The following is a 19,804-nucleotide window of genomic DNA, read 5'->3' on the forward strand; positions in this document are numbered from 1 at the left end:
CGCCGCAGGGGCCCGATCCTAGACTTTCCCCACGAGGCCTGAACGGCGCGCACTTCCGCGACGTCGACCCCCGCAACCGCGGGCACACGGGCCGCGCGCGGGGGTCCAATGACGTGGTTTTCGAGAAGAACGGAATGGGAGCGCTCGGCACGTCGTGCAGGGGCCCTGGGTGCGCTGGGTCTGGCAGCCATTCTTTTGCTGGGCCATGGGTCCCCGGCATCGGCGCAGCAGCAACAGGCGCCGAATGCCGAAGCCGCGGCCGGCCGGGCGGAGCAGGCCCGGCTCGCCGACACCGACACCTTGCTGGCATTGACCAGCGAAGGCGCGGTGCTCTACGGGCAGGACGCGGTCAAGCTGTCCGGCTACCAGTACTGCAGCCAGGCGGTGGCGCTGGCCGAGGCCGGCGAATTCCGCCAGAGCGTGCGCGCCGCCAGCAAGGCGCTGCACCTGGCCAATGCCACGAGCGATCCGAACCTGCTGGCCATGGCCAATCGCGACCTGGCCATCGTCTACAGCTATTCGGGCCAGCTCGAGAAGGCCGAGGAATTCGCACGCGAGGCGCTCAAGCATCCGGCGCGCGACCCCAGGCTGGTGGTCGGCCCGGTGCAGAAGGTGATCGGCGACGTGCGCACCCGCCGCGGCGACTACGCGGGCGCCGTGATCAGCTATGACGAGGCGCTGGCCAACAGTTCGTCGCGCTATGCGCCGCTGGTGCAGGCCTCGCTCGTCAATGCGCTGATCGAATCGGGCGACGCTGCCAGGGCGCGCGAAGTGCTCGCGGGCATGGCGCCGCCCAGGGACGCGCCGCTCACGGCCCAGCTCGAGCGCACCCGCGCGCGGCTGCTGCTGGCCGAGAACAAGCCGGCCGAGGCGCGCGACCTCTACCGCGCGCTCACCGAGCGGCAGGTCGGCACCGACACCGAGTACTACCGCCTCTGGGCCTGGGACGGCGTGGCGCGCAGCGAACTCGCGCTCGGCCAGAAGCAGGCCGCGGCCGAGGCCGTGGCGCGCGCGCTGGGCGGCATCGACCAGGTGCGCGCCAGGTTCCGCAGCGAAGAATTCAAGATGGGCCTGTTCTCGGACCTGCAGTCGGTGTTCGAGCGCGGCGTCGCGATCTACAGCGATGCGGGCGATGCGCGCCAGGCCTTCGAAGTGAGCGAGCGCAGCCGCTCGCGCGCGCTGCTCGATGCAGTGCGCGGCCGCGCGAAGATCAACGAGCGCGCCGCGACCACCGTGGACCTTGCCACGCTGCAGGGCACGCTCGCGCCCGACGAGCGCGTGGTGCAGTTCCATTCGCTGCCCGACCGGCTGCTGGTGTGGGTCGTCGGTCCGGCCGGCATCGAGGCCAAGACGGTGGCGGTGCGCCGCGAGGAGCTCACCGAACTGGTCGAGGTGTTCCGCAACTCCATCGTGCGCGGCCGCCGCGCGGCCATCACCAATGCCGACAAGCTCGGCGCCGCGCTGCTCGGGCCGCTGGCCCTGGCACCGGGGCAGCGGCTGATCGTGGTGCCGCACGGGCCGCTGCACTACCTGCCGTTCCAGGCGCTGCGGCTCGACGGGCGCTACGTGATCGAGACGCATCCTGTGGCGGTGGCGCCTTCGATCAGCATCGCGGTGCAGCTCGCGCAGCGCTCGCCGCGCGTGGGCGCATCGCTCACCGCCTTCGGCAACCCGCGCATCGAGGACAAGTACGACCTGCCCGGCGCCGAGGTGGAGGTGAAGCAGCTCGCGCAGCTGTTCCCGCGCAACACCGTGTACATGGGCGCCGCGGCCACCAAGACGCAGTTCCGCGACGTGGCCGCGCGTTCGCCGCTGATGCACGTGGCGGCGCATGCCGAGGCCGACGCGGTCGATCCGCTGTACTCGCGCATCCTGCTGGCCAACGAGGGCGGCAAGCAGAATTTCCTGGAGGCGCACGAGATCCTCGGCCTGCCGATGGACGGCACGGCGCTGGTCACGCTGTCGGCCTGCGAGTCGGGGCTCGGGCGCATCGCGCAGGGCGACGAGGTGCTGGGCTTCACGCGCTCCTTTCTCTCGGCCGGCAGCTCGAGCCTGATCGCGTCGCTGTGGCCGGTGTCGGACGACGCGACCGCGGTGCTCATGGGCACGCTCTACGGCGAGCTGGCCAAGGGCCGCGACATCCAGAAGGCGATGCAGGCTGGGCAGCTGGCGGTGCTGAAGGACCCCAAGATGTCCCACCCTTTCTTCTGGGCGCCGTTCAACCTGATCGGCAACTGGCGTCTCACGGTGGGGAGCTGATGACATGAAAAGAAGAAATGCCATGTCTGTTCGGCGGAGCATTGAGATGCGCGCAACCCAACGCTCCACCCGGATCGCCCTTGCCGTCACCGCCCTGGTGAGCGCAACGCTGCTGGTTGCCGCCCAGCGCACCCACGCGGCGGAAGCCGATGTCCATGCACTGCTGCCGACAAAAGATCCCTGCGGCAGCTGCGACCGCCCCCTCGCGCAGGCCACCGGCGGCGTCGCGCCGCAGAGCCTGCCCGCGCCGCCGCGGCCGCCCGCGGCCAAGTTCCGGCTCAACGACCTGCGGCTCAACGGCGTCAAGGCCCTGAGCAACGAAGAGCTGCAGGGCATCACTGCACCGTACATCGGGCGCGACGTCACGCTCGGCGATCTCGAAAGCCTGGCGCAGGCCATCACCGCGCGCTACAAGGAGCGCGGCTACTTCCTCGCGCAGGCCGTGGTGCCCGTGCAGACCGTGCGCGACGGCATCGTCGAGATCAGCGTCATCGAAGGCCGGCTCGGCAAGGTCGAGGTGATCGTTGCACCCGACGCGCCCGTCGGCGAGGCGCGCGTGCGCGGCTTTCTTGCGCCATTGCAGCCCGGCGAGGCCGTGAACGCACCGGCCTACGAACGCTCGATGCTGCTGCTGTCGGACCAGCCCGGCATCAAGGTCTCGTCGGCGCTGCAGGAAGGCACGCAGCCGGGCACCACCGACCTGTCGGTGGAAGTGGCGGCGGCGCCGCGCTGGGCCTTCGCGGCCGAGGCCGACAACCACGGCACCAAGGAATCGGGCCGCTACCGCCTCGGCGGCACGATGCGCTGGGCGAGCCCGCTGGGCATCGGCGACAACCTGGACGTGCGCGCCATGGTCTCCAACGGCAATGCGCTGCAGTTCGGCCGCATCGCCTACGAGGCGCCCATCGGCAGCAGCGGCCTGCGCGCCGGCCTGGGGCTGGCGCGCGTCAACTACGAGCTGGGCGGCGAGTTTTCGGAGCTGGGCGCCCAGGGCAAGGCCGACGTGTTCGACATCTCGCTGAGCTACCCGGTGATCCGCCAGCGCCAGCACAACCTCTTCCTGCGCCTGTCGGCCGACAGCAAGAAGCTCACCGACGAGTACACGGCGGTCGACTTCTCGGCGCGCAAGCGGGTGCGCGGCTTCGGCCTGGGCTGGACCTGGGAGCGCCGCGACGACTGGCTGGGCGGCGGCTACTGGGCCAGCACCGGCAATCTCTACCACGGCCGGCTCTCGATCCGCGATGCCGACAGCCTGCTGACCGACCAGGGCCTGGGCGGCCACCGCACCGAAGGCGGCTTCACCAAGGCCACCGTCCAGCTCTCGCGCCTGCAGGCGGTGCTGCCCCGGCACTCGCTGTACCTGGCGCTGGGCGGCCAGTGGGCCAGCAAGAACCTCGACGCCTCGGAAAAACTCTCGCTGGGCGGCGCGCGTGCCGTGCGCGCCTACCCCTCGGGCGAATTGCTGGTGGACCAGGGCGTGATCGGCACCGTGGAATGGCGCTGGTCGTTCGACGCCGAGTTCACGCCCTTCGTGTTCTACGACGCGGCGCGCGGGCGCCCGACGAAGAACCCGACGATCTTCGACGCCGGCCCCAATTCGCGCAGCCTGCGCGGCGCGGGCATCGGCCTGAGCTGGACGCGGCCCGGCAACTTCACCATCAACGCCACGCTGGCCTGGCGTGCCGGCACCGACCCGGCGCGCACCGACGGCGGCGGGCGCAATCCGCGGCTGTACGTGCAGGCGCAAAAGACCTTCTGAGGGCAGCATGAGAAACCACGATCTTTCCGCGAAAGCCCTGCCGCGGCACTGGCGCGTCCGGCCGCTCGTGCTGTCGCTGGCCTGCATGGGCATGGTGCCGGCCTGGGCGCAGCTCAACCTGCCGACGGGCTTTCCGCAGAGCGGCAACGTGGTGTTCGGCAACGTGAGCGTCGCTCCCGGCGGCACGGCCGCCAGGCAGGGGCTGAACCAGAGCACGATGAATGCCATCGTCAACTGGAACGCGTTTTCGCTGGACGGCGGCAAGACGCTCAGCATCAACCAGCAGATGGGCGCCGCGAGCGTGATGCTCAATCGCGTGGTGGGCACCGGCGGCGTGATCGAGCAGTCGGTCATCAACGGCACGCTGTCGGCCAACGGGCATGTGTTCGTGGTCAACCCCTCGGGCGTTCTCTTCGGCGGTACCGCCCGGGTCAACGTCGGGGGGGTGGTGGCCTCCACGCTGGACATCAGCGACAGCCAGATCGCCAAGGACGCCAGCGTGGTGGGCAAGGGCGGCCAGCTGGTGTTCGGCGGCGGCATCAACGATGCCACCAGCATTGCCCGCGTGACGGTCGAGCCCGGCGCGGTCATCAGCGTGGGCGAAGGCGGCACGGCCGGGCTGATCGGCGCGCTGGTGCGCAACGAAGGCGAGATCAACGTGGCGCGCGGCTCGGCGGGCCTGGCTTCGGGCGCCCGGGTGACGCTGGACTTCGAAGGCGACGGGCTGACGAAGTTCACGGTGCCGGTCGAAGGCGGGCTCATGAACACGTCGGTGGCCAGCGTGCAGGCGACCGATCCCAGCACCAAGGCGCTGGTGATGAACACCGGCTCCATCACGGCCGATGGCGGGCGCGTGGTGCTGGTGGGCGCCTCCGGGCTGGTGCAGCAGGTGGTCAACCAGAGCGGCACGGTGCGCGCGCGCTCGCTGGTCGAGCGCGGCGGCGAGATCGTGCTGGAGGCCATCGGCGCGCAGGTCGACAGCGGGGTCGGCCTCGAGGTGAGCGGCACGCTGGATGCGCGCGGCAATGCGGCCGGCGTGGCCGGCGGCAGCATCCGCACCACGGCCGGCAACCTGAATGTGCTGGCGGGCGCGCAGATCGCCGCCGGCGGCATTGAAGGTGGCGCCAACGGCAGCTGGACGGCCGAGGCGGGCCGCAATCTGTCGATCGTGGCCGACACCGATTCCGGCAACATCGCGGCCAGTGTGATCGGCAAGGCGCTCAGCCAGGGCACCGACGTGACGCTGACCACGCGTTCGTCCAGCAAGGTGGCGCAGATCAACGACGCCGTCGTCTTCCAGCCCGGCGCCCAGGTGGTCAAGGACGGCGGCGGCACGGCCACGCTGCGCGTGAATTCGGTGGGCAACATCGACATGCGCTGGGCGGCCGAGGGCACAACCATCGCCTCCACCAGCGGCGCGCTGAACGTCGAATTCAATGCCGACGCGCAGGGCCTGGCCGCCGCCGAGGCCGGCCAGGCCAACGGCATTGCGGCGGCCATCCGGCTGGACCGCGCGCGCATCGATGCCAACGGCGGGAACATCCGCTTCTTCGGGCAGGGCGACAGCGACAACGGGCGAGCGATCGGCGGGCAGGTCAAGGGCCCGGACGCCGATGGCGCTGGCGATATCCGCAGCGGCGTCTGGCTGGGCGGCAGCACCTTGAGCACGCTCGGCGCGGGGAGCATTTCGCTGCGCGGCGAAGGCGGCACCGCCGAGGTGGGCAGCGGCTTTCTCAGCGCCACCGACGGCGTGCGCATCGACGGCGACAGCACGCTGAGCACGCAGGCCGGCGGCATCACGCTGGCCGGCCGCGGCGCCGCGGGAGGCTCGGGCGTGCGGCTGAACGGCGACGACTATTCGGTCGCCCTGTCTTCCGCGAGCGGCGACATCGCCCTGACCGGCACAGTGCGCGACTGGACCAGCGGCGGCCCGGTCGGCGAGCCCGTGGGCGGCGCCGGCGTGCAGATCACCGGCGCGAAATTGACCACCGGCGGCGATGTGCGCATCACGGGCCAGGGCGGCAACCTGTCGGGCATGGCCGCCGATCTGCGCACGCAAGCCGTCGAGTTCGGCTCCAGCTATACCGTGGGCGCCTCGAATGGCGTGGTGATCGAGGGCACGCGGGTCGAGGCCGGCGCAGGCCGCAGCATCGAGGTCACCGGCACGGCCGGCAGCGCGGGCTTCGGTTTCGACAGCGAGGGCGTGGCGCTGGGCTTCGCGCCCCTGGACGCGACGGTGACGCCCTTCGGTGTGCGGCTTTCGTCGTCCCAGCAGACCGATGGGCTGCATGCCGCGGGCGGCAGCATCCGGATCGCGGCCGGCACGGGCGATATCGGCCTGACAGCCGGCGCCTTCGAAGGCACGCTGCTCGATGCCGCCAGCGCCACCGGCATGGGCGGCAGCATCGCCGTGACGGGACGCAACATCCTCGCGCAATCGACGGCGGACGCCAGCGGCCTGGCGGACGCCAGCGGCGCGGGCGGCGGCAGCATCGAGATCCGCGGCACGACCGCGCCCGGTGCCGGCAACGAGAACTCGGGCGTGGTCTCGGTCGGCCCGAACCTCACGCTGCTGGCCAACGCCCTGGGCAGCGGCAACGGCGGCAGCATCACCCTCGTGGGCGAGCGTTCGGTGCGCGCCTTCGGCGACCTGCAGGCCCGGGGCGGCAGCGCCGGCGGCGACGGCGGCACGATCGAGACATCGGGCGGCTCGTTCGACGTGAGCGGCATCCGCGTCGACGCCTCGGCGCCGGCCGGCCTGGCGGGGCGGTGGATCGTCGATCCCTATGACGTCACCATCGTCCACGGCGCGGCAGGCGGTGGCAGCCTGCCCACCAATCCCTTCGAGCCGGTGGCCACCTCGACCATCCAGGACGGCGACATCAACAGCGCGCTGAACACCGGCACCAGCGTGAGCATCACCACCGGCAGCGGGGGCACCGATGCGGGCGACATCCTCTTCGGCAGCGGCATGCTGATCGAGCGCACGGTGGGCAGCGCACCGCTGGTGTTCGAACTGAACGCGGCGCATTCGATCGGCGACCGCGTGTTTTCCAGTTCGTACCTGGCGCCGATCATCCGTTCGACCACGGGGCCGATGGACGTGATCTTCAATGCCGGCTCGGCCGGGGCGCTCGACGGCTACGTCCACTACTTCGGCAATACGGGGGCCGACCAGGCCGTCATCTCCACCAACGGCGGCCGCGTGCTGGCGCACGCCACGGGCACGGGCTATGCGGAAGTGGTCTTCAATTCCGCCAGCATCGACACCGGCGGGGGCGAGCTGCGCCTGCTGACGGACGGGCCGAGCACCACCCAGTTCGTCGCACTCAGCGGCGACGTGCAAACGCGCGGCGGCAACGTGACGCTGGACGCCGGCTTCGTCGGCGGCAGCCCCGCGTCCAGCGACATCAACATCGACGTGGACGGCACCATCGATACGGGCGGCGGCGCGGTGTCCATCCATGCGCATGGCGCCGGCGGGATCTACGATTCGGTGACCAGCCGGTTCAACAACCAGATCATCACCAACGGCGGGGCGGTGTCGATCCTGAACGGGCAGACCGGCACGCCCTCGGGTTTCGTGCTGTTCCAGGGCACCCGGATCGACACGCGCGTCGGCCAGTCCGATGCGGGCGCCGGCGGCGGCGTGAGCATCGCCGGCGGCGGCGTGAGCCTCAACGGAACGCGCATCGACAGCGCCACCGGCGACGTGGCCATCACCGGGACCGGCGGCACGGGCCAGAGCGGCAGCGCCGTGCAGCTGGACTACCTCTCCCTGAGCACCACGGGCGCCCCGGTTGCCACCGCCATCTCGACCACCAGCGGCAATGTGCTGATCCGGGGCGTGCAGGACTTCGACCGCGGATCGAGCGCGTCCAATGCGACGCACGGCGTGCTGGTCACCGGCGGCAGCAGCATCACCACGGGCAGCGGCAACATCGCGCTGCAGGGCCTGTTTGCCAGCGCGGCGGTCGACAGCACCGACAGCGGCGTGCGGCTGGAAGACGGCGCGCGCCTGGCCACCACCGGCGGCGGCAGCATCGAGCTGACCGGCAGCTCGCTCCAGGGCACGCCCGGCGTGTCGATCCAGCCCGGCATCTCGTCGTTCACCGGCGGTCCCGGCGCGACGCCGCAGGTGCAAAGCAGCGGCAACCTGGTGCTGCGCGCCAGCAACGACGGCAGCGCGCCGGCCCTGGCGATCGACGTGCCGGTGAGCGCCGCCGGCACCATCAACCTGCGGCCGGGCGGCATGGACGCGGCGCTCAATGCCTTCGACGCCACGGCCACCGGCATCACCGTCGGCGGTGCGGCGGGGGGCGGGTTCACGCTGTCGGATGCGCTGATGTCGCGCTTGAATGCGCCGAGCGTGGTGGTGGGCAGCAACACGCACGAAGGCACCATCACCGTGGCCGGCCCGCTGACGAGCGGCGGCGCCCTCACGCTGCAGAACGAAGGCCAGGGCGAGGGCGCCGGCGGCATCGTGCTGAACGGCGCCGTCACGGCGGACCGCCTGGGCCTGCTCTCGGCCGGCGACATCACGCAGACGGTGAAAGCACCGATCACCGCCCAGCACCTGCTGGCGCGCTCCAGCCGCGGCAGCGTGCTGCTGGACCAGGCGGCCAACAACGTGAGCGAGAACACGCTGGGCGGCAGCGCCGCCGGCGCGTTCCGCTACCAGGACGTGGACGGCGTGCGCATCGGTGCGCTGTCGGTCACCGGCTTCGACGCCGGCACCAACCAGCCGCAGGTGGTGTCGGCCACCTCGATGGCGGCCGACACGGTGTTCGTGCGCACGCTCTCGGGCGACCTCACGCTGGACACCGCCGTCACCAGCACCTCGGGCACCGACCTGGTGGCAGCGTCTCGCTTCCAGAATGCGGGCGGCGGCAGCGTAAGCGGCGCGCCCTGGCGCATCTGGGCCGACACCTGGGTGGGCGAGTCGCGCGGAGGCCTCGCCGGCTCGGGCGCCACGCCCAACCTGTTCCACTGCGCCTACCTGGGGCTGTGCACCGTGAGCATCACGCCGGGCGACAACCACTTCATCTACGCCCAGCAGCCGCGGGCCACGGTGGTCATCGGCGACGCCAGCCGGCCCTTCGGCATGGCCAACCCGCCCTTCAGCTTCACCATCGGCGGGCTGATCCTGGGCGACGGGACGGCCGGCTTCATGGGCACGCCCACGAGCCTGGCCGGCATCTTCAGCCCCGCGGGGCGCTATGCGATCAACGGCAGCTTCACCTCGGCGGCCGGCTATGCGGTGGACGTGGTGCCCGGGACCCTGACCGTGACGGCCAGCCTGCGCCGCCCCGACTCTCCGGGCGCGGACCTGGTGCGCGAGCTGCCCAACACCAACACCTACACCTTCGACCGCAACCTCGGCGCGCCGCCGATCTGCTTTGCCACCGGGCCGCTGGAAGGCGAACGTGCGCAGCAGGACGGCGACCTGCTGGCACGCGAATGGTCGCGCGTGCGTTCGCGGCCCAACCTCACCAGCTGCGTGGCCACGGACCGCAAGAACGGCTGCGCGGATTTCTGAGGGCGAAGCTGGCCGTGGAACTGCCGCCGCCCCTGTTCCTGTTCATCCAGACGAACAAGCGCTGCAACCTGCGTTGCGAGCACTGCGACTTCTGGAAGCTCGACGACGCCGACCGTGCGCGCTACCTCGGCCCGGCGCGCCGGCACGAGGTGCTGGCGGAGTTCGCCGGGATGAATCCCCTGGGCAGCGTGGTGATCTGCGGCGGCGAGAGCATGCTCGACCTGGAGGACTACTTCCACATCTCGCGCACCTGCCGCGAACTCGGCCTGACCTGCCTGTCGGTCATCAACGGCACCCGCGTGCGCGACGAGGCCACGGCCGAGCGCATGATCCGCGAGGGCCCGCACGGCATCTCGGTGTCGCTCAACAGCCATCGGCCGGCCCTGCACGACCGCACGCGCGGCGTGAAGGGCGCCTTCGGCAAGGCGGTCGCCGCGCTGCGCCTGCTGCTGGCGGCGCGCGCGCCGGGCGGCGACACCGGGATCAACGTGATGGGCCTCGTCTTCGACGAGAACTACCTCGAGCTGGAGGACTTCTACGCCTTCGTGCTGGACGAGCTGGGCGCCGACAAGCTGAAGCTGAACTTCCTGCAGCCCAGCTTCGGCCAGATGGAGCTGGTCGATCCCTTCTTCGCCGCCCACCGCGACGTGGACCCGGACCGGCTGGTCGAGGTGATCCGCCGCTGCGACCAGCGCTTCCGCCTGGGGCTGAACCCGCTCTGGCTGCATCAGGTCCACATGTACTTCTCCACGCTGCGCGCCTGCCCGGACGCGGCGCGCGGCTGGGGCTCGCACACGCGCACGCCGGAACACATCTGCAACACCTACGAGCGCAACATCATGGTGGACCACTACGGCGTGGCGCGCCTGTGCTTCTCGGGCAGCTTTCCGGGCATGCGGCTGGACAAGCCCGGCGACTTGCGCCTGTTCTGGCGCGAGGCGGAGTTCGTCCGCGCGGCGATGCGCGGGTGCAACCAGTTCTGCGGCATCAGCCACAGCGTGCGACGGGAGACCAGCACCTGCGCGTCGCGCCGCCCGGCCGCACTCTTTCCCGCGGCGCGGCCCGCGGCTGGCGTGGCGCGCATCATTCCCCTGCACGCGGACCGGGGAGGCTGAGGTGAACGACGCGCCGCGGAGTGTGGCCGTGGTCACCCCCTACCACCGCGAGCCGGCCGCCGTGCTGCGCCGCTGCATGCAGAGCGTGCGCGCGCAAGGCCATTCGCAGGTGGTGCACTACATGGTGGCGGACGGCCTCCCGCAGCCCGGGCTGCTGGCCGAATGGCCGCAGGTGCGGCACATCGTGCTGCCCTCAGGCAACGCCAACTTCGGCTGCACGCCGCGCGGCATCGGCGCGCTGTGCGCGCTGGCCGATGGTGCCGACGTGGTGTGCTTCCTGGACGTGGACAACCTGTTCCTGCCCGGCCACGTCGCCTCGGTGGTGCAGGCCTACGCCGAGGCCCGGGAGCGGGGCCGGCCGGTCGATGCGGTCTTCTCTTCCCGGCATATGTTCCTGCCGGGCCACGAGCACCTGCGCATCGTTCCGCCGGACGAGGCGCCGGGCTCGGATTTCGTGGACACCAACTGCATCAGCCTGGCCCGCTCGGCCGGGTTTCTCTGGGGCGCCTGGTCGCAGCTGCCGCGTTCGCTGACTCCCGTGTGCGACCGGGCGATGTGCTGGCTCATGCAACACCATGGGCTGCGGGTGCGCTGGACCCGGCAGCGGACCGTGCTGTACGAATCGCACTGGCGGGCCACCTATCTACAGGCCGGCCTGCCGCCGCCCGAGGGGCTGCACGACGAGCTGCTGCGCTCGGCCGGCGCCGGCCTGACGCCGGAGGAGCTCTGGGGCCTGCTGCGGGTGCGGTGGACCTTCGATCCGCCGGTCCGGCGGGCATGACGGGCCCGGCGCGTGCCGGCTCATGGGGGGAGGCCGTGGCCGCCTGCGGCGCCCAGTGCGCGCGGCAGGTCCCCGTGCCAGGTCTTCAGGCCCTGGTGCGACAGGCGCGACTGCAGGTCGACGAACACGTGGCCGCCCAGTTGCTGCCAGCGCCGGCAGAAGGCGAAGTCCTCGCTCAGGTAGCGGCCGGTGGCGGGCTCGAACTGGGTGTCGAAGAAGCGCCAGTGCGGCAGGTGCGCATTGGCGTGGTCGCCGGCCTCGGGGGTGTAGCGCAGCTCGGGCATGGCCGCGGCCATGCGTTCGAACACGCCGCGGGCGATCAGCATGAAGCCGGTCGGCGCGTCCAGCACCTCGACGAAACCGTCGGCATCGGCCTGCGTCGGCGTATGGCGCAGGTTCAGCGGATAGCGCGCATGCAGCGCGTCGAAATCGGCCTGCGTGGCGCCCGCCGGCAGCGGCCGGGCCAGGCCCTGGGCCGGCCAGCCGTCGTGCTTGTGCGGGTAGACGCCGGCCACCACGTCGCGGCCGGACAGCAGCAGGCGCAGCGCCGCATCGGGCGTGAAGCCGACGTCGGCGTCGATCCAGAACAGGTGCGTCCATTGCGCATCGGCCATGAACTCGGCCACCAGCCGGTTGCGCGCGCGCGTGAGCAGGCTGTCGCCGTCGAGGAAGCGCGTCTGCATGGCGAAGCCATGCGTCCACGCCGCATTGACCAGGCCCAGCAGGCTGCGCACGTAGAGGCTGGCCATGGCGCCGCTGTAGCTGGGCGTGGCGACGAAGGGGCGGATGTCCTTGAGGGCGGCGGTGTCGAGCATGGCGGGGTCGATGCGTGCTGAATGCGTGGTGGAAGAGGGGCGTGCAGTTCAGGCCGCGTGCGCATGGCGCCGCGTGGTGAGCAGCGCGCGCAGCTTGGCCGGCGCGACCGGCTTGGTCAGCAGCATCACGCCGCCGTGGCGCAGCCGCTGCAGCACCTCGGGCCCGGTGGCGCCCGAGACCAGCACCGCGAGCGCATCGGGCTGCAGGCGCCTGGCGGCGTCGATCACGTCCATGCCGTCGGCGTCGCCGGCCAGCTGCAGGTCGCACAGCACCGCGTCGAAATGCACATCGCCCGTGCCCAGCCGTGCGATGGCCTCGGCGCCGGTGGCCACGCACTCGACCTGGCAGCCCCACTGCTCCAGCAGCGCGCGGCTGCCGTCGAGGATGGCGGGGTCGTCGTCGACCACCATGCAGTGCAGCCCGGCCAGCGGCGTCAGCGCCAGCGGCGCGGGCTCGGGCGCGGTGGCGTCGGCCGCATGGGCCGCGGGCAGGGTGAGCGCGAAGGTGCTGCCCGCCTGCAGCGCCGAGCGCAGCGTGATGCGGGTGCCCAGCAGCGCCGCGATGCGCGCGCAGATCGCCAGGCCCAGCCCGAAGCCGCGGCGGCGGTCGCGCTCGGTGTTGGCCACCTGGTAGAACTCCTCGAAGATGCGGCCCTGGTGGATGGGCGCAATGCCGATGCCGTTGTCTCGCACCTCGATGCGCACGCTGTCGCCGTTCTTTCCGCGGGCGCGGCGCGCGGCCACCAGCACGGTGCCGCCGGCCGGCGCATGGCGCAGCGCGTTGGTCACCAGGTTGCCGACGATGCGCTGCAGCAGCGCCGCATCGCTGCGCACCGCGAGGCCCCGGTCGCTCCAGCGCAGGCGCACGTGGGTTTCGGCGGCGGTGGCAGCATGTTGCGCATCGAGCTGGTCGAACAGCGCCGCGAGCGGCACCTTGGTGATCGCCGGCGTCAGCACCTGGGCATCGAGCCGCGAGATCTCCAGCAGGTCGTCGAGCAGCACGCCCATGAACTCGGTGCTCTCCTGCAGCCGCAGCATGGCGGGGCGCTGCGCGGGGCTGGCGCCCGGCAGCAGGCCGTCGATGAACAGGCCCATGGCATGCAGCGGCTGGCGCAGGTCGTGGCTGGCCGCGGCCAGGAAGCGGGCGCGCGAGAGCGCCGCCTGCTCGGCCTCGGCCATGCGCTGCAGCGCCACCGCGGTGGCCTCGCGCACGCGCTCCTCGCTGATCTGGCGGTTGCGCTGCAGGCGCTCGGCCAGGCGGTCGATGTCGTGCGCGAGCACCGTGAGCTCGTGCGCGCGGCCCTGGCCGGAACTGCCGGTGGACGCGCGGCTGTCGTCCTCGGCCACGTCGCAGCGCGCTTCGAAGTGCCCGGCCTGGAGCGCGGCCACGGTGCGCGAGACGCGCCGCAGCGGCCGCGCCACCGTGCGCGCCATGTGGCGCACCGAGGCCCAGGCCGCGAGCAGTGCCACCAGCGCGATGCCGATGCTCGCGATCAGCGAGCGGCTGCGCTCGCGCGCATAAGCCGTGGTGTCGCGAAAGGTCTGCACCAGGCCGATGGGCGTGTCGCCGGCGGCGGTGGAGCCCGCAGGCGCGAAGGCGCTGGCGCGCGAGGCCTCGCGCAGCGTGACCGGCGAGGTGAACATGCGCAGCTGCGCGAGCGACGAGGCCTTGGGACCGGCCGTCACGTAGACGCCGGCGCTGTTGCTGATTTCCACGCGCATCACCTGGCCGCCGCGCAGCGCGGCATTGGCCACGTTCTGCAGCGCCGGCAGGTCGCCGGCATAAAGGCTCAGGTCGGACATGGCCGCCACCTGGCGCGCCACCGCCTGCCCTTCGGCGTCGAAGGCGGCCTCGAGCGTCTGCAGCCGGCTGTGGGTGAACCAGCCGGTGAGCGCGAGCGCCACCGCGGCGCACGGCACCACGCCAAGCCGGAACAGGTCGCGCTGCAGGTTGCCGCGCACCAGCAGCGTGGGCGTGGGCACCGGCGCGGGCGGCTGAAGCGGCACCGATGCATCGGCGCGCCTGCCTTCGGACAGCGGCTTCGCGCTCATCGGACGACCGTGAGCCGCTCGGTCAGTTCCCGCTCCTCGGGCAGGCGCAGGCCGAGTCCGCGCGCCACGGTGACGTTGACCCGCACGGTCGCGGGCGCGGCCGATTCCACCAGCGGACTGCCGCCGCCGGCGCCGCTCGCGAGCTTCTGCCCGAGCAGGCGCGCCTGCCGGGCCAGCTGCGCCGGCGTGGAGACGGCCGCGGCCAGGCCGCCCGAACGCACCAGTCCCTCGCTGGCGCCGAACACCGGCAGGCCCGCGCCCGCACCGGCGTGCAGCACCGAGAGCGTGGCGGCCTGGTTGTCGCCGATCAGGTCGGGCAGCACCAGCAGGGCATCGCTGCGCGGCACCACCGAGCGCAGCGCGCCGGCCAGCGACCGGGCATCGGGCGCGTACTCCACCTGGATGTCCCAGGGCGGATTGCCGTTCTGCGCGGCGCGCTGCAGTTCGCGCACCAGCGGTTCGGATTCGAACGTGGCGACCACGCCGATGCGGTGCTTCTGCGGCAGCACCGCGCCGATCAGCGCGAGCTGGTCCGCCATGGCCGGGTCGCGCAGCAGCACGCCCACGCGCCGGTCGCCGCGCTTGAGCGCCGGGCTGCTGGCGCGAAGGCTCTCGTAGTCGAGCCGGCTCAGCATCGCGAGCACCAGCGGCTGCTGGCCCGGGCGCTCCAGTGCCGCGCGTGCGGCGGGCGCGCCCACCGCGAGGGTGAGTGCGGCGTTCGCCGGCGCGGTGCGCAGGCTGCGCGTGCGCACGCCGGCATTGGCGCCGCGCTCGGACTCGGGTTCGGCGCGGGCCGTTTCCACCGCCTGCGCGGCATCGGCGCCGCCCGGCGCCAGCCGCACCAGGTCGAAGCGGCTGCCGGGCTCCTGGCTCGCGCGCAGATGCTGCACGAACTCGGCATGCGCCGGGAGTTCGTCGCCCACCAGCACCGTGAGCTCGGCCGCCGAGGCACTGGCGGCGGGCTGCACCATGCAAGCAAGAGCCAGCACGGCGCAGGCGCCTTGGCGTCGCCGTTTCCGGAGGAGCGAGATGAGAGGGTTCACGGCGACAAACATGGGCTGCTTCAGCAGCAAGTGCAGCACCCAATGTACGGAAGCCGCCTGCGTCGCGCGATAAGGCAGAGGGCTTATGTCGCAGCCCGCAGCCCCGCGCGGCTGTGATGAAGATCACAGTACGGCAGCCGCTTGGCCTATGTCCGACGCACTACCCTCGTCAGGCGTCGGCGCTCGACAGCACCGCGGCGCGCTGCGCCTGGATCGCCTGGCGCAGCACGCGCGGCGACACCGGCTTGTAGAGCACCGCGATGCCGGCGCTCGCCACTTCGCGCAAGCGGTCCGGCTTGGTCTCGCCCGTGACCAGCAGCCGCGCCGTGCCCGGGCTGATGCCGCGCGGGTGGCGCTCCAGCGCGGCGATCACGTCCAGGCCGTTGTCGCCCCCCTGCAGCAGCAGGTCGCTCACCACCACGTCGGGCGGCTGCTCCCAGGCGTCGGCCAGCGCCAGCGCTTCGGCGCGCGTCTGTGCGGCCAGCACTTCGGCGCCCCAGTTGGCGAGCACCACCGTCAGGCCTTCGAGGATGGTGCGCTCGTCGTCGATCACCAGGATGCGCAGGTTCGCGAGGCTCGCCTCGTCCTCGGCACCGCCGGCGGCGGGCGCTGCGGCCGGCTGCGGCAGCGCGGCCGGCGCCGAGCGCACGAGCACGCGCACGCAGGTGCCCTTGTGCGGCCTGGACGTGAGGTCGACGCGCGTGTTGAGCAGCTCCGCCAGGCGCTGCACCGTGGCCAGCCCGAGGCCCATGCCGCGCGCGCCGCGCGGTGCCTGGCGGCCCGTGGCCTCCACCTGGTAGAACTCCTCGAACACGCGCGCCTGGTGCTGCGGCGCGATGCCCACGCCGGTGTCGACCACGTCGATGCGCACCCCCTTGCCGCGCCGCCGCGCGCCGATCAGCACGCCGCCCTCGAGGGTGTGGCGCAGCGAGTTCGACACCAGGTTGTTGAGGATGCGCGAGAGCATCACGTAGTCGCAGCGCACCCAGAGCTCGGTCTTGCGCGCGACCAGCCGCAGGCCCTGCTGCTCGGCCACCGGCCGGAAGTTGCGGCTGATCTCGTCGAACAGCCGGTCCAGCGGAAAGTCGGCCCACTGCGGCTGCAGCACGCCGGCATCGAGCTGCGAGAGATTGAGCAGCTCGGAGAACAGCCGGTCGAGCGAGTCGACGCACTCGCGGATGTGGCCGATGCGCTGCAGGCGCGCCGGGTCGGTCTCGCCGTTGGCCAGCCCGTCCGAAAAGAGCGTGAGCGCATGCAGCGGCTGGCGCAGGTCGTGGCTGGCCGCCGCCAGCAGGCGCGTCTTGGCCTGGCTTGCCACTTCGAGCTGCTGATTCTTGCGCGCGAGCTCGGCGGTGGCCTCGCTGATGCGGCTTTGCAGCAGGCGATGGCTCTCGGCCAGCGCCCGCGCCGCCTGGTTGAAGCCGTGCTGCAGGTGCCGGATCTCGGAGGTGCCTTCGATCGACACGCTCGCATCCTCGCCCGCGCCCAGCCGGTCCACGGCCTTGCCGAGCGCGCGGATCGGCTCGCTGATGCGCCGCGCCGCCCACCAGCCCGCCAGGCCCACGCCCACCAGGCTGATCGCCAGCACCAGCACCACGTTGAGCCACACCGAGCGGCGCGCGTCCTGCACCGCGTCCAGGCTCATCTCCACCATCACCTTGCCGTTGTGCCGGCCCTCGTCGCTGACGATCGGCACCACCACCTGCAGGCCCTCGCCGCGGACGCGGTCGACCGTCTCGGAATTGGCCACGATCTCGCCGTCTTCCGACCAGATCTGCACCTGCTGCACGTGCGGCTGGTAGGTGCCCGACTGGGCGGTGCGCTGCAGCATGCGGCGGTCCATGCGCACCAGCGGCGTCTGCGCCGCCGTGGCCACCTGCAGCGCCACCGTCTGCGCGTTGGCGCGCATCAGCTCGGTCAGGTTGTCCAGGTGCTGGCGCGTCAGCACGGCAATGGCGGCCAGCGTGGCCGCGGTGGCGGGCACCAGGGCCAGCAGGATCAGCTGCTGGGCGAAGGTGAGGCGCGCAAGCCCCCGGAGGACGCGGAAGTTCCAGTTCATGGGGGAATTTGGCGCATGAAAGTTGAGCTTAGAGGGGTGGCCGCGCGAGCGAAAGATGGGAAAACATCACAAAAATAGCTTCTATTTGGTATCTAATTGCGTCGCGTTGTCCATGTTAGACCCGCTGGTCCGCAGCGGCCCCATGTCTTCGTGTTCCAAAAATGCAGGCCTCCCCATGCCGCGCCCGGAAGGCTTCCGGCGCTTCCGACGCCTCTGGCGCCTCCCGCCGCCCGCGCTTCGGGCGCGCTGCCGCCATCATGGCGTGCGTGGTGCGCCGCGGCGCCGCAACCGCCATCCTGACGCTGTTTGCCGGCCTGCCGCTGGCGTCCCTTGCCCAGTCCGCGCCGCCGCCCGATGCGCCGGTGCGCTTCGGCATCCTGCCGCTGGGCGGTGCCTTCGAGTCGCGCAGCGACTGGGATCCGCTGCTGGCCGAATTGAGCCGCGCCATCGCCAGGCCGGTGAGCGTGCTGTCGGTCAACTCGTACGAAGCGCTCGACCAGGCCATCCGGCGCGACGAGGTCGACATGGCCTTCCTGTCCGGCAAGATGGCACTGGACGCCGTCACGCAGCGGCGCATGAAGGTGGTGGCCCAGGTGGTGCGGCACGACGGGCTGCCCGGCTACCGGGCCCTGCTGCTGGCGCGCAAGGCGCCCCCGTTCAACAGCATGAAGGGCCTGCTCGCGGAGCCGGAGCGCTGGCGCCTCGCGCGCGGCGAGCGGCAGTCGGTGTCGGGCTTCATCGTGCCGCAGCTGCAGCTGTTCCTGCCCAATCACATCGCGATGGAAACGCGCTTCCTGAGCGAGATCGTCGGCACCCACCAGACCACCGCGCTGGCCGTGGCCAACAACGAAGCCGACGTGGCCACCAACAACACCGCCGACTTCGAGCGCTTCAAGCAGCGCTTTCCGGCCGAGGCCGAGCGGCTGCAGGTGCTGTGGGAGTCGGAGCTCATTCCGCATGCGCAGATCGTGGTGCGGCGCGAATATCCGCCCGAGCTGCGCGGCCGCGTGCAGGCCTTCCTGATCGGCTATGGCCGCGCGAAGGGGCCCAAGGGCGATGCCGAGCGCGTGGTGCTCAAGTCGCTGCACGACCTGGCCGGCTTCGTGGCGGCGGACAACAGCTCGCTGCAGCCCGCCGCCAAGCTGGCCTACCAGTTGGCCAAACAGAATGCCATGAGCGCGCAGTGGGTCAACGATGCGGCGCGGCAGGCACGGCTCTCGCGCATCGAAAGCGGGTACGCGGAACAGACCGCCGTGCTGCGCGACCTGTCTCCCTGACGCGGGTGGCCATGCTGCGTCTCCTGCGTTCGGTTGCCGCGGCGCTCGCGCTGCTGGCCGTTGCCGCCGCCTGCCTGGCGCAGGGCAGTGCCGGCACGGCGGACAAGGCAGGGTCGCCGCCGGTCAAGTCGATCCGCTTCGGTGTGCTGCCGCTGGGCGGCGCGGTCGAATCGCGCGCCCTGTGGACGCCGCTTCTGGCCGACCTGAGCCGGGCCATGGGCGTGCCCGTGAGCGCCTACTCGGTGGCGTCGTACGAGGAACTCGACCGCGCCATCAAGCGCGACGAGATCGACATGGCCTTTCTCTCGGCCAAGATGGCGCTCGATGCCGTGATGCAGCGGCGCATGAAGGTGGTGGCGCAGATCGCGCGCCGGCCCGGCATGCCGACGCACCGCGCCGTGCTGCTGACGCGCAAGGCCGGCATGCCCAGCACGCTGGAGGCCGTGCTCGCCGAGCCCGAGCGCTGGCGGCTGGCGCGCGGCGACAGCCGCTCGGTGACCGGCTTCCTCATTCCGCAGAGCCAGCTTTTCCTGCCGCGCAAGATTGCGATGGAAACGCGCTTTCGCGGCGAGATCGTCGGCACCCACCAGGCCACCGCGCTCGCCGTGGCCAACGGCGATGCCGACGTGGCCACCAACAACACCACCGACTTCGAGCGCTTCAGGGAGCAGTTCCCGGTGGAGGCCGCGCGGCTGCACATCGTGTGGGAGTCCGAGCCGCCGCCCGGCGCGCAGATGGTGGTGCGGCGCAGCTATCCGCCCGAGTTCCAGGCCCGGCTGCAGGCCTTCCTGGTGGGCTACGGCCAGGGCAAGGGCCCCGGCGCCGATGCCGAGCGCGAGGTGCTGAAGACCCTGCGCGCGGCCCATGGCTATGCCGCCGCCGACGACAGCGCGCTGCTGCCCGAGGCCATGCTCGAATACCAGCTCGGCAAGCAGAACGCCATGGCCGCCGCCTGGGTCAACGACGCCGCGCGCGAGAAGCGCCTGCAGCGCATCGAGAAGAACTACCGGGAACAGGTCGAGGCCTTGCGCGCGGCCGCGCGCTGAGCCGACGCCCCGCAAGGCGCATCTACTCCCTTCGCCGTAGCTCCAAAACCCCGCATCTA

11 protein-coding genes are annotated in these 19,804 nt (G+C 71.8%); 7 read left to right on the top strand and 4 right to left on the bottom strand.

Annotated features, from left to right (window positions below):
• Positions 1-108 precede the first annotated feature (108 nt).
• Genes EJO66_RS14800 through EJO66_RS14820 form a run of 5 tightly spaced genes read left to right on the top strand, consistent with a single transcriptional unit; the run spans position 109 to position 11,453 of the window.
• Positions 109-2,259, top strand: a complete 2,151-nt coding sequence (locus EJO66_RS14800; protein WP_125965504.1) for a CHAT domain-containing protein — start codon at positions 109-111, stop codon at positions 2,257-2,259.
• A 46-nt stretch (positions 2,260-2,305) separates the two neighbouring features.
• Positions 2,306-4,018, top strand: a complete 1,713-nt coding sequence (locus EJO66_RS14805) for a ShlB/FhaC/HecB family hemolysin secretion/activation protein (RefSeq protein WP_125965505.1) — start codon at positions 2,306-2,308, stop codon at positions 4,016-4,018.
• Positions 4,019-4,025: 7 nt separating this feature from the next.
• Positions 4,026-9,557: a two-partner secretion domain-containing protein gene (locus EJO66_RS14810; RefSeq protein ID WP_125965506.1), complete on the top strand. Its 5,532-nt coding sequence runs from the start codon at positions 4,026-4,028 to the stop codon at positions 9,555-9,557.
• A gap of 14 nt (positions 9,558-9,571) precedes the next feature.
• Complete coding sequence (locus tag EJO66_RS14815) at positions 9,572-10,672, top strand: radical SAM protein (protein ID WP_124958581.1); 1,101 nt, start codon at positions 9,572-9,574, stop codon at positions 10,670-10,672.
• A gap of 1 nt (position 10,673) precedes the next feature.
• Entirely contained in the window at positions 10,674-11,453 is a 780-nt protein-coding gene (locus EJO66_RS14820; RefSeq protein WP_125965507.1) for a glycosyltransferase family A protein, read from the top strand.
• A gap of 20 nt (positions 11,454-11,473) precedes the next feature.
• Here the strand turns inward: EJO66_RS14820 and EJO66_RS14825 are convergent, their stop codons facing one another.
• From EJO66_RS14825 to EJO66_RS14840, 4 genes are all read right to left on the bottom strand, one after another.
• Positions 11,474-12,268: a hypothetical protein gene (locus EJO66_RS14825; protein WP_125965508.1), complete on the bottom strand. Its 795-nt coding sequence runs from the start codon at positions 12,266-12,268 to the stop codon at positions 11,474-11,476.
• Positions 12,269-12,316: 48 nt separating this feature from the next.
• A complete protein-coding gene (locus tag EJO66_RS14830) occupies positions 12,317-14,320 on the bottom strand; it encodes an ATP-binding response regulator (RefSeq protein WP_125965509.1) in 2,004 nt (667 codons plus the stop codon).
• Complete coding sequence (locus EJO66_RS14835; protein ID WP_240648579.1) at positions 14,317-15,309, bottom strand: ABC transporter substrate binding protein; 993 nt, start codon at positions 15,307-15,309, stop codon at positions 14,317-14,319. The genes EJO66_RS14830 and EJO66_RS14835 overlap by 4 nt, the downstream gene beginning before the upstream one ends.
• A 223-nt stretch (positions 15,310-15,532) precedes the next feature.
• Positions 15,533-17,422 (bottom strand): ATP-binding response regulator, encoded by a 1,890-nt coding sequence (locus EJO66_RS14840; protein WP_124958585.1) that lies wholly within the window; start codon positions 17,420-17,422, stop codon positions 15,533-15,535.
• Between the two features lie 257 nt (positions 17,423-17,679).
• Between EJO66_RS14840 and phnD the strand changes: the two genes are divergently transcribed.
• Together phnD and EJO66_RS14850 are read left to right on the top strand one after the other, a co-directional pair.
• Complete coding sequence (gene phnD / locus EJO66_RS14845) at positions 17,680-18,699, top strand: phosphate/phosphite/phosphonate ABC transporter substrate-binding protein (RefSeq protein WP_399281408.1); 1,020 nt, start codon at positions 17,680-17,682, stop codon at positions 18,697-18,699.
• A gap of 11 nt (positions 18,700-18,710) precedes the next feature.
• Positions 18,711-19,745: a phosphate/phosphite/phosphonate ABC transporter substrate-binding protein gene (locus EJO66_RS14850; RefSeq protein WP_124958586.1), complete on the top strand. Its 1,035-nt coding sequence runs from the start codon at positions 18,711-18,713 to the stop codon at positions 19,743-19,745.
• Positions 19,746-19,804: the final 59 nt, after the last annotated feature.

Origin of the sequence: Variovorax beijingensis (assembly GCF_003951285.1) — a bacterium.
In the GTDB taxonomy this organism is placed as follows: Bacteria; Pseudomonadota; Gammaproteobacteria; order Burkholderiales; family Burkholderiaceae_C; genus Variovorax; species Variovorax beijingensis.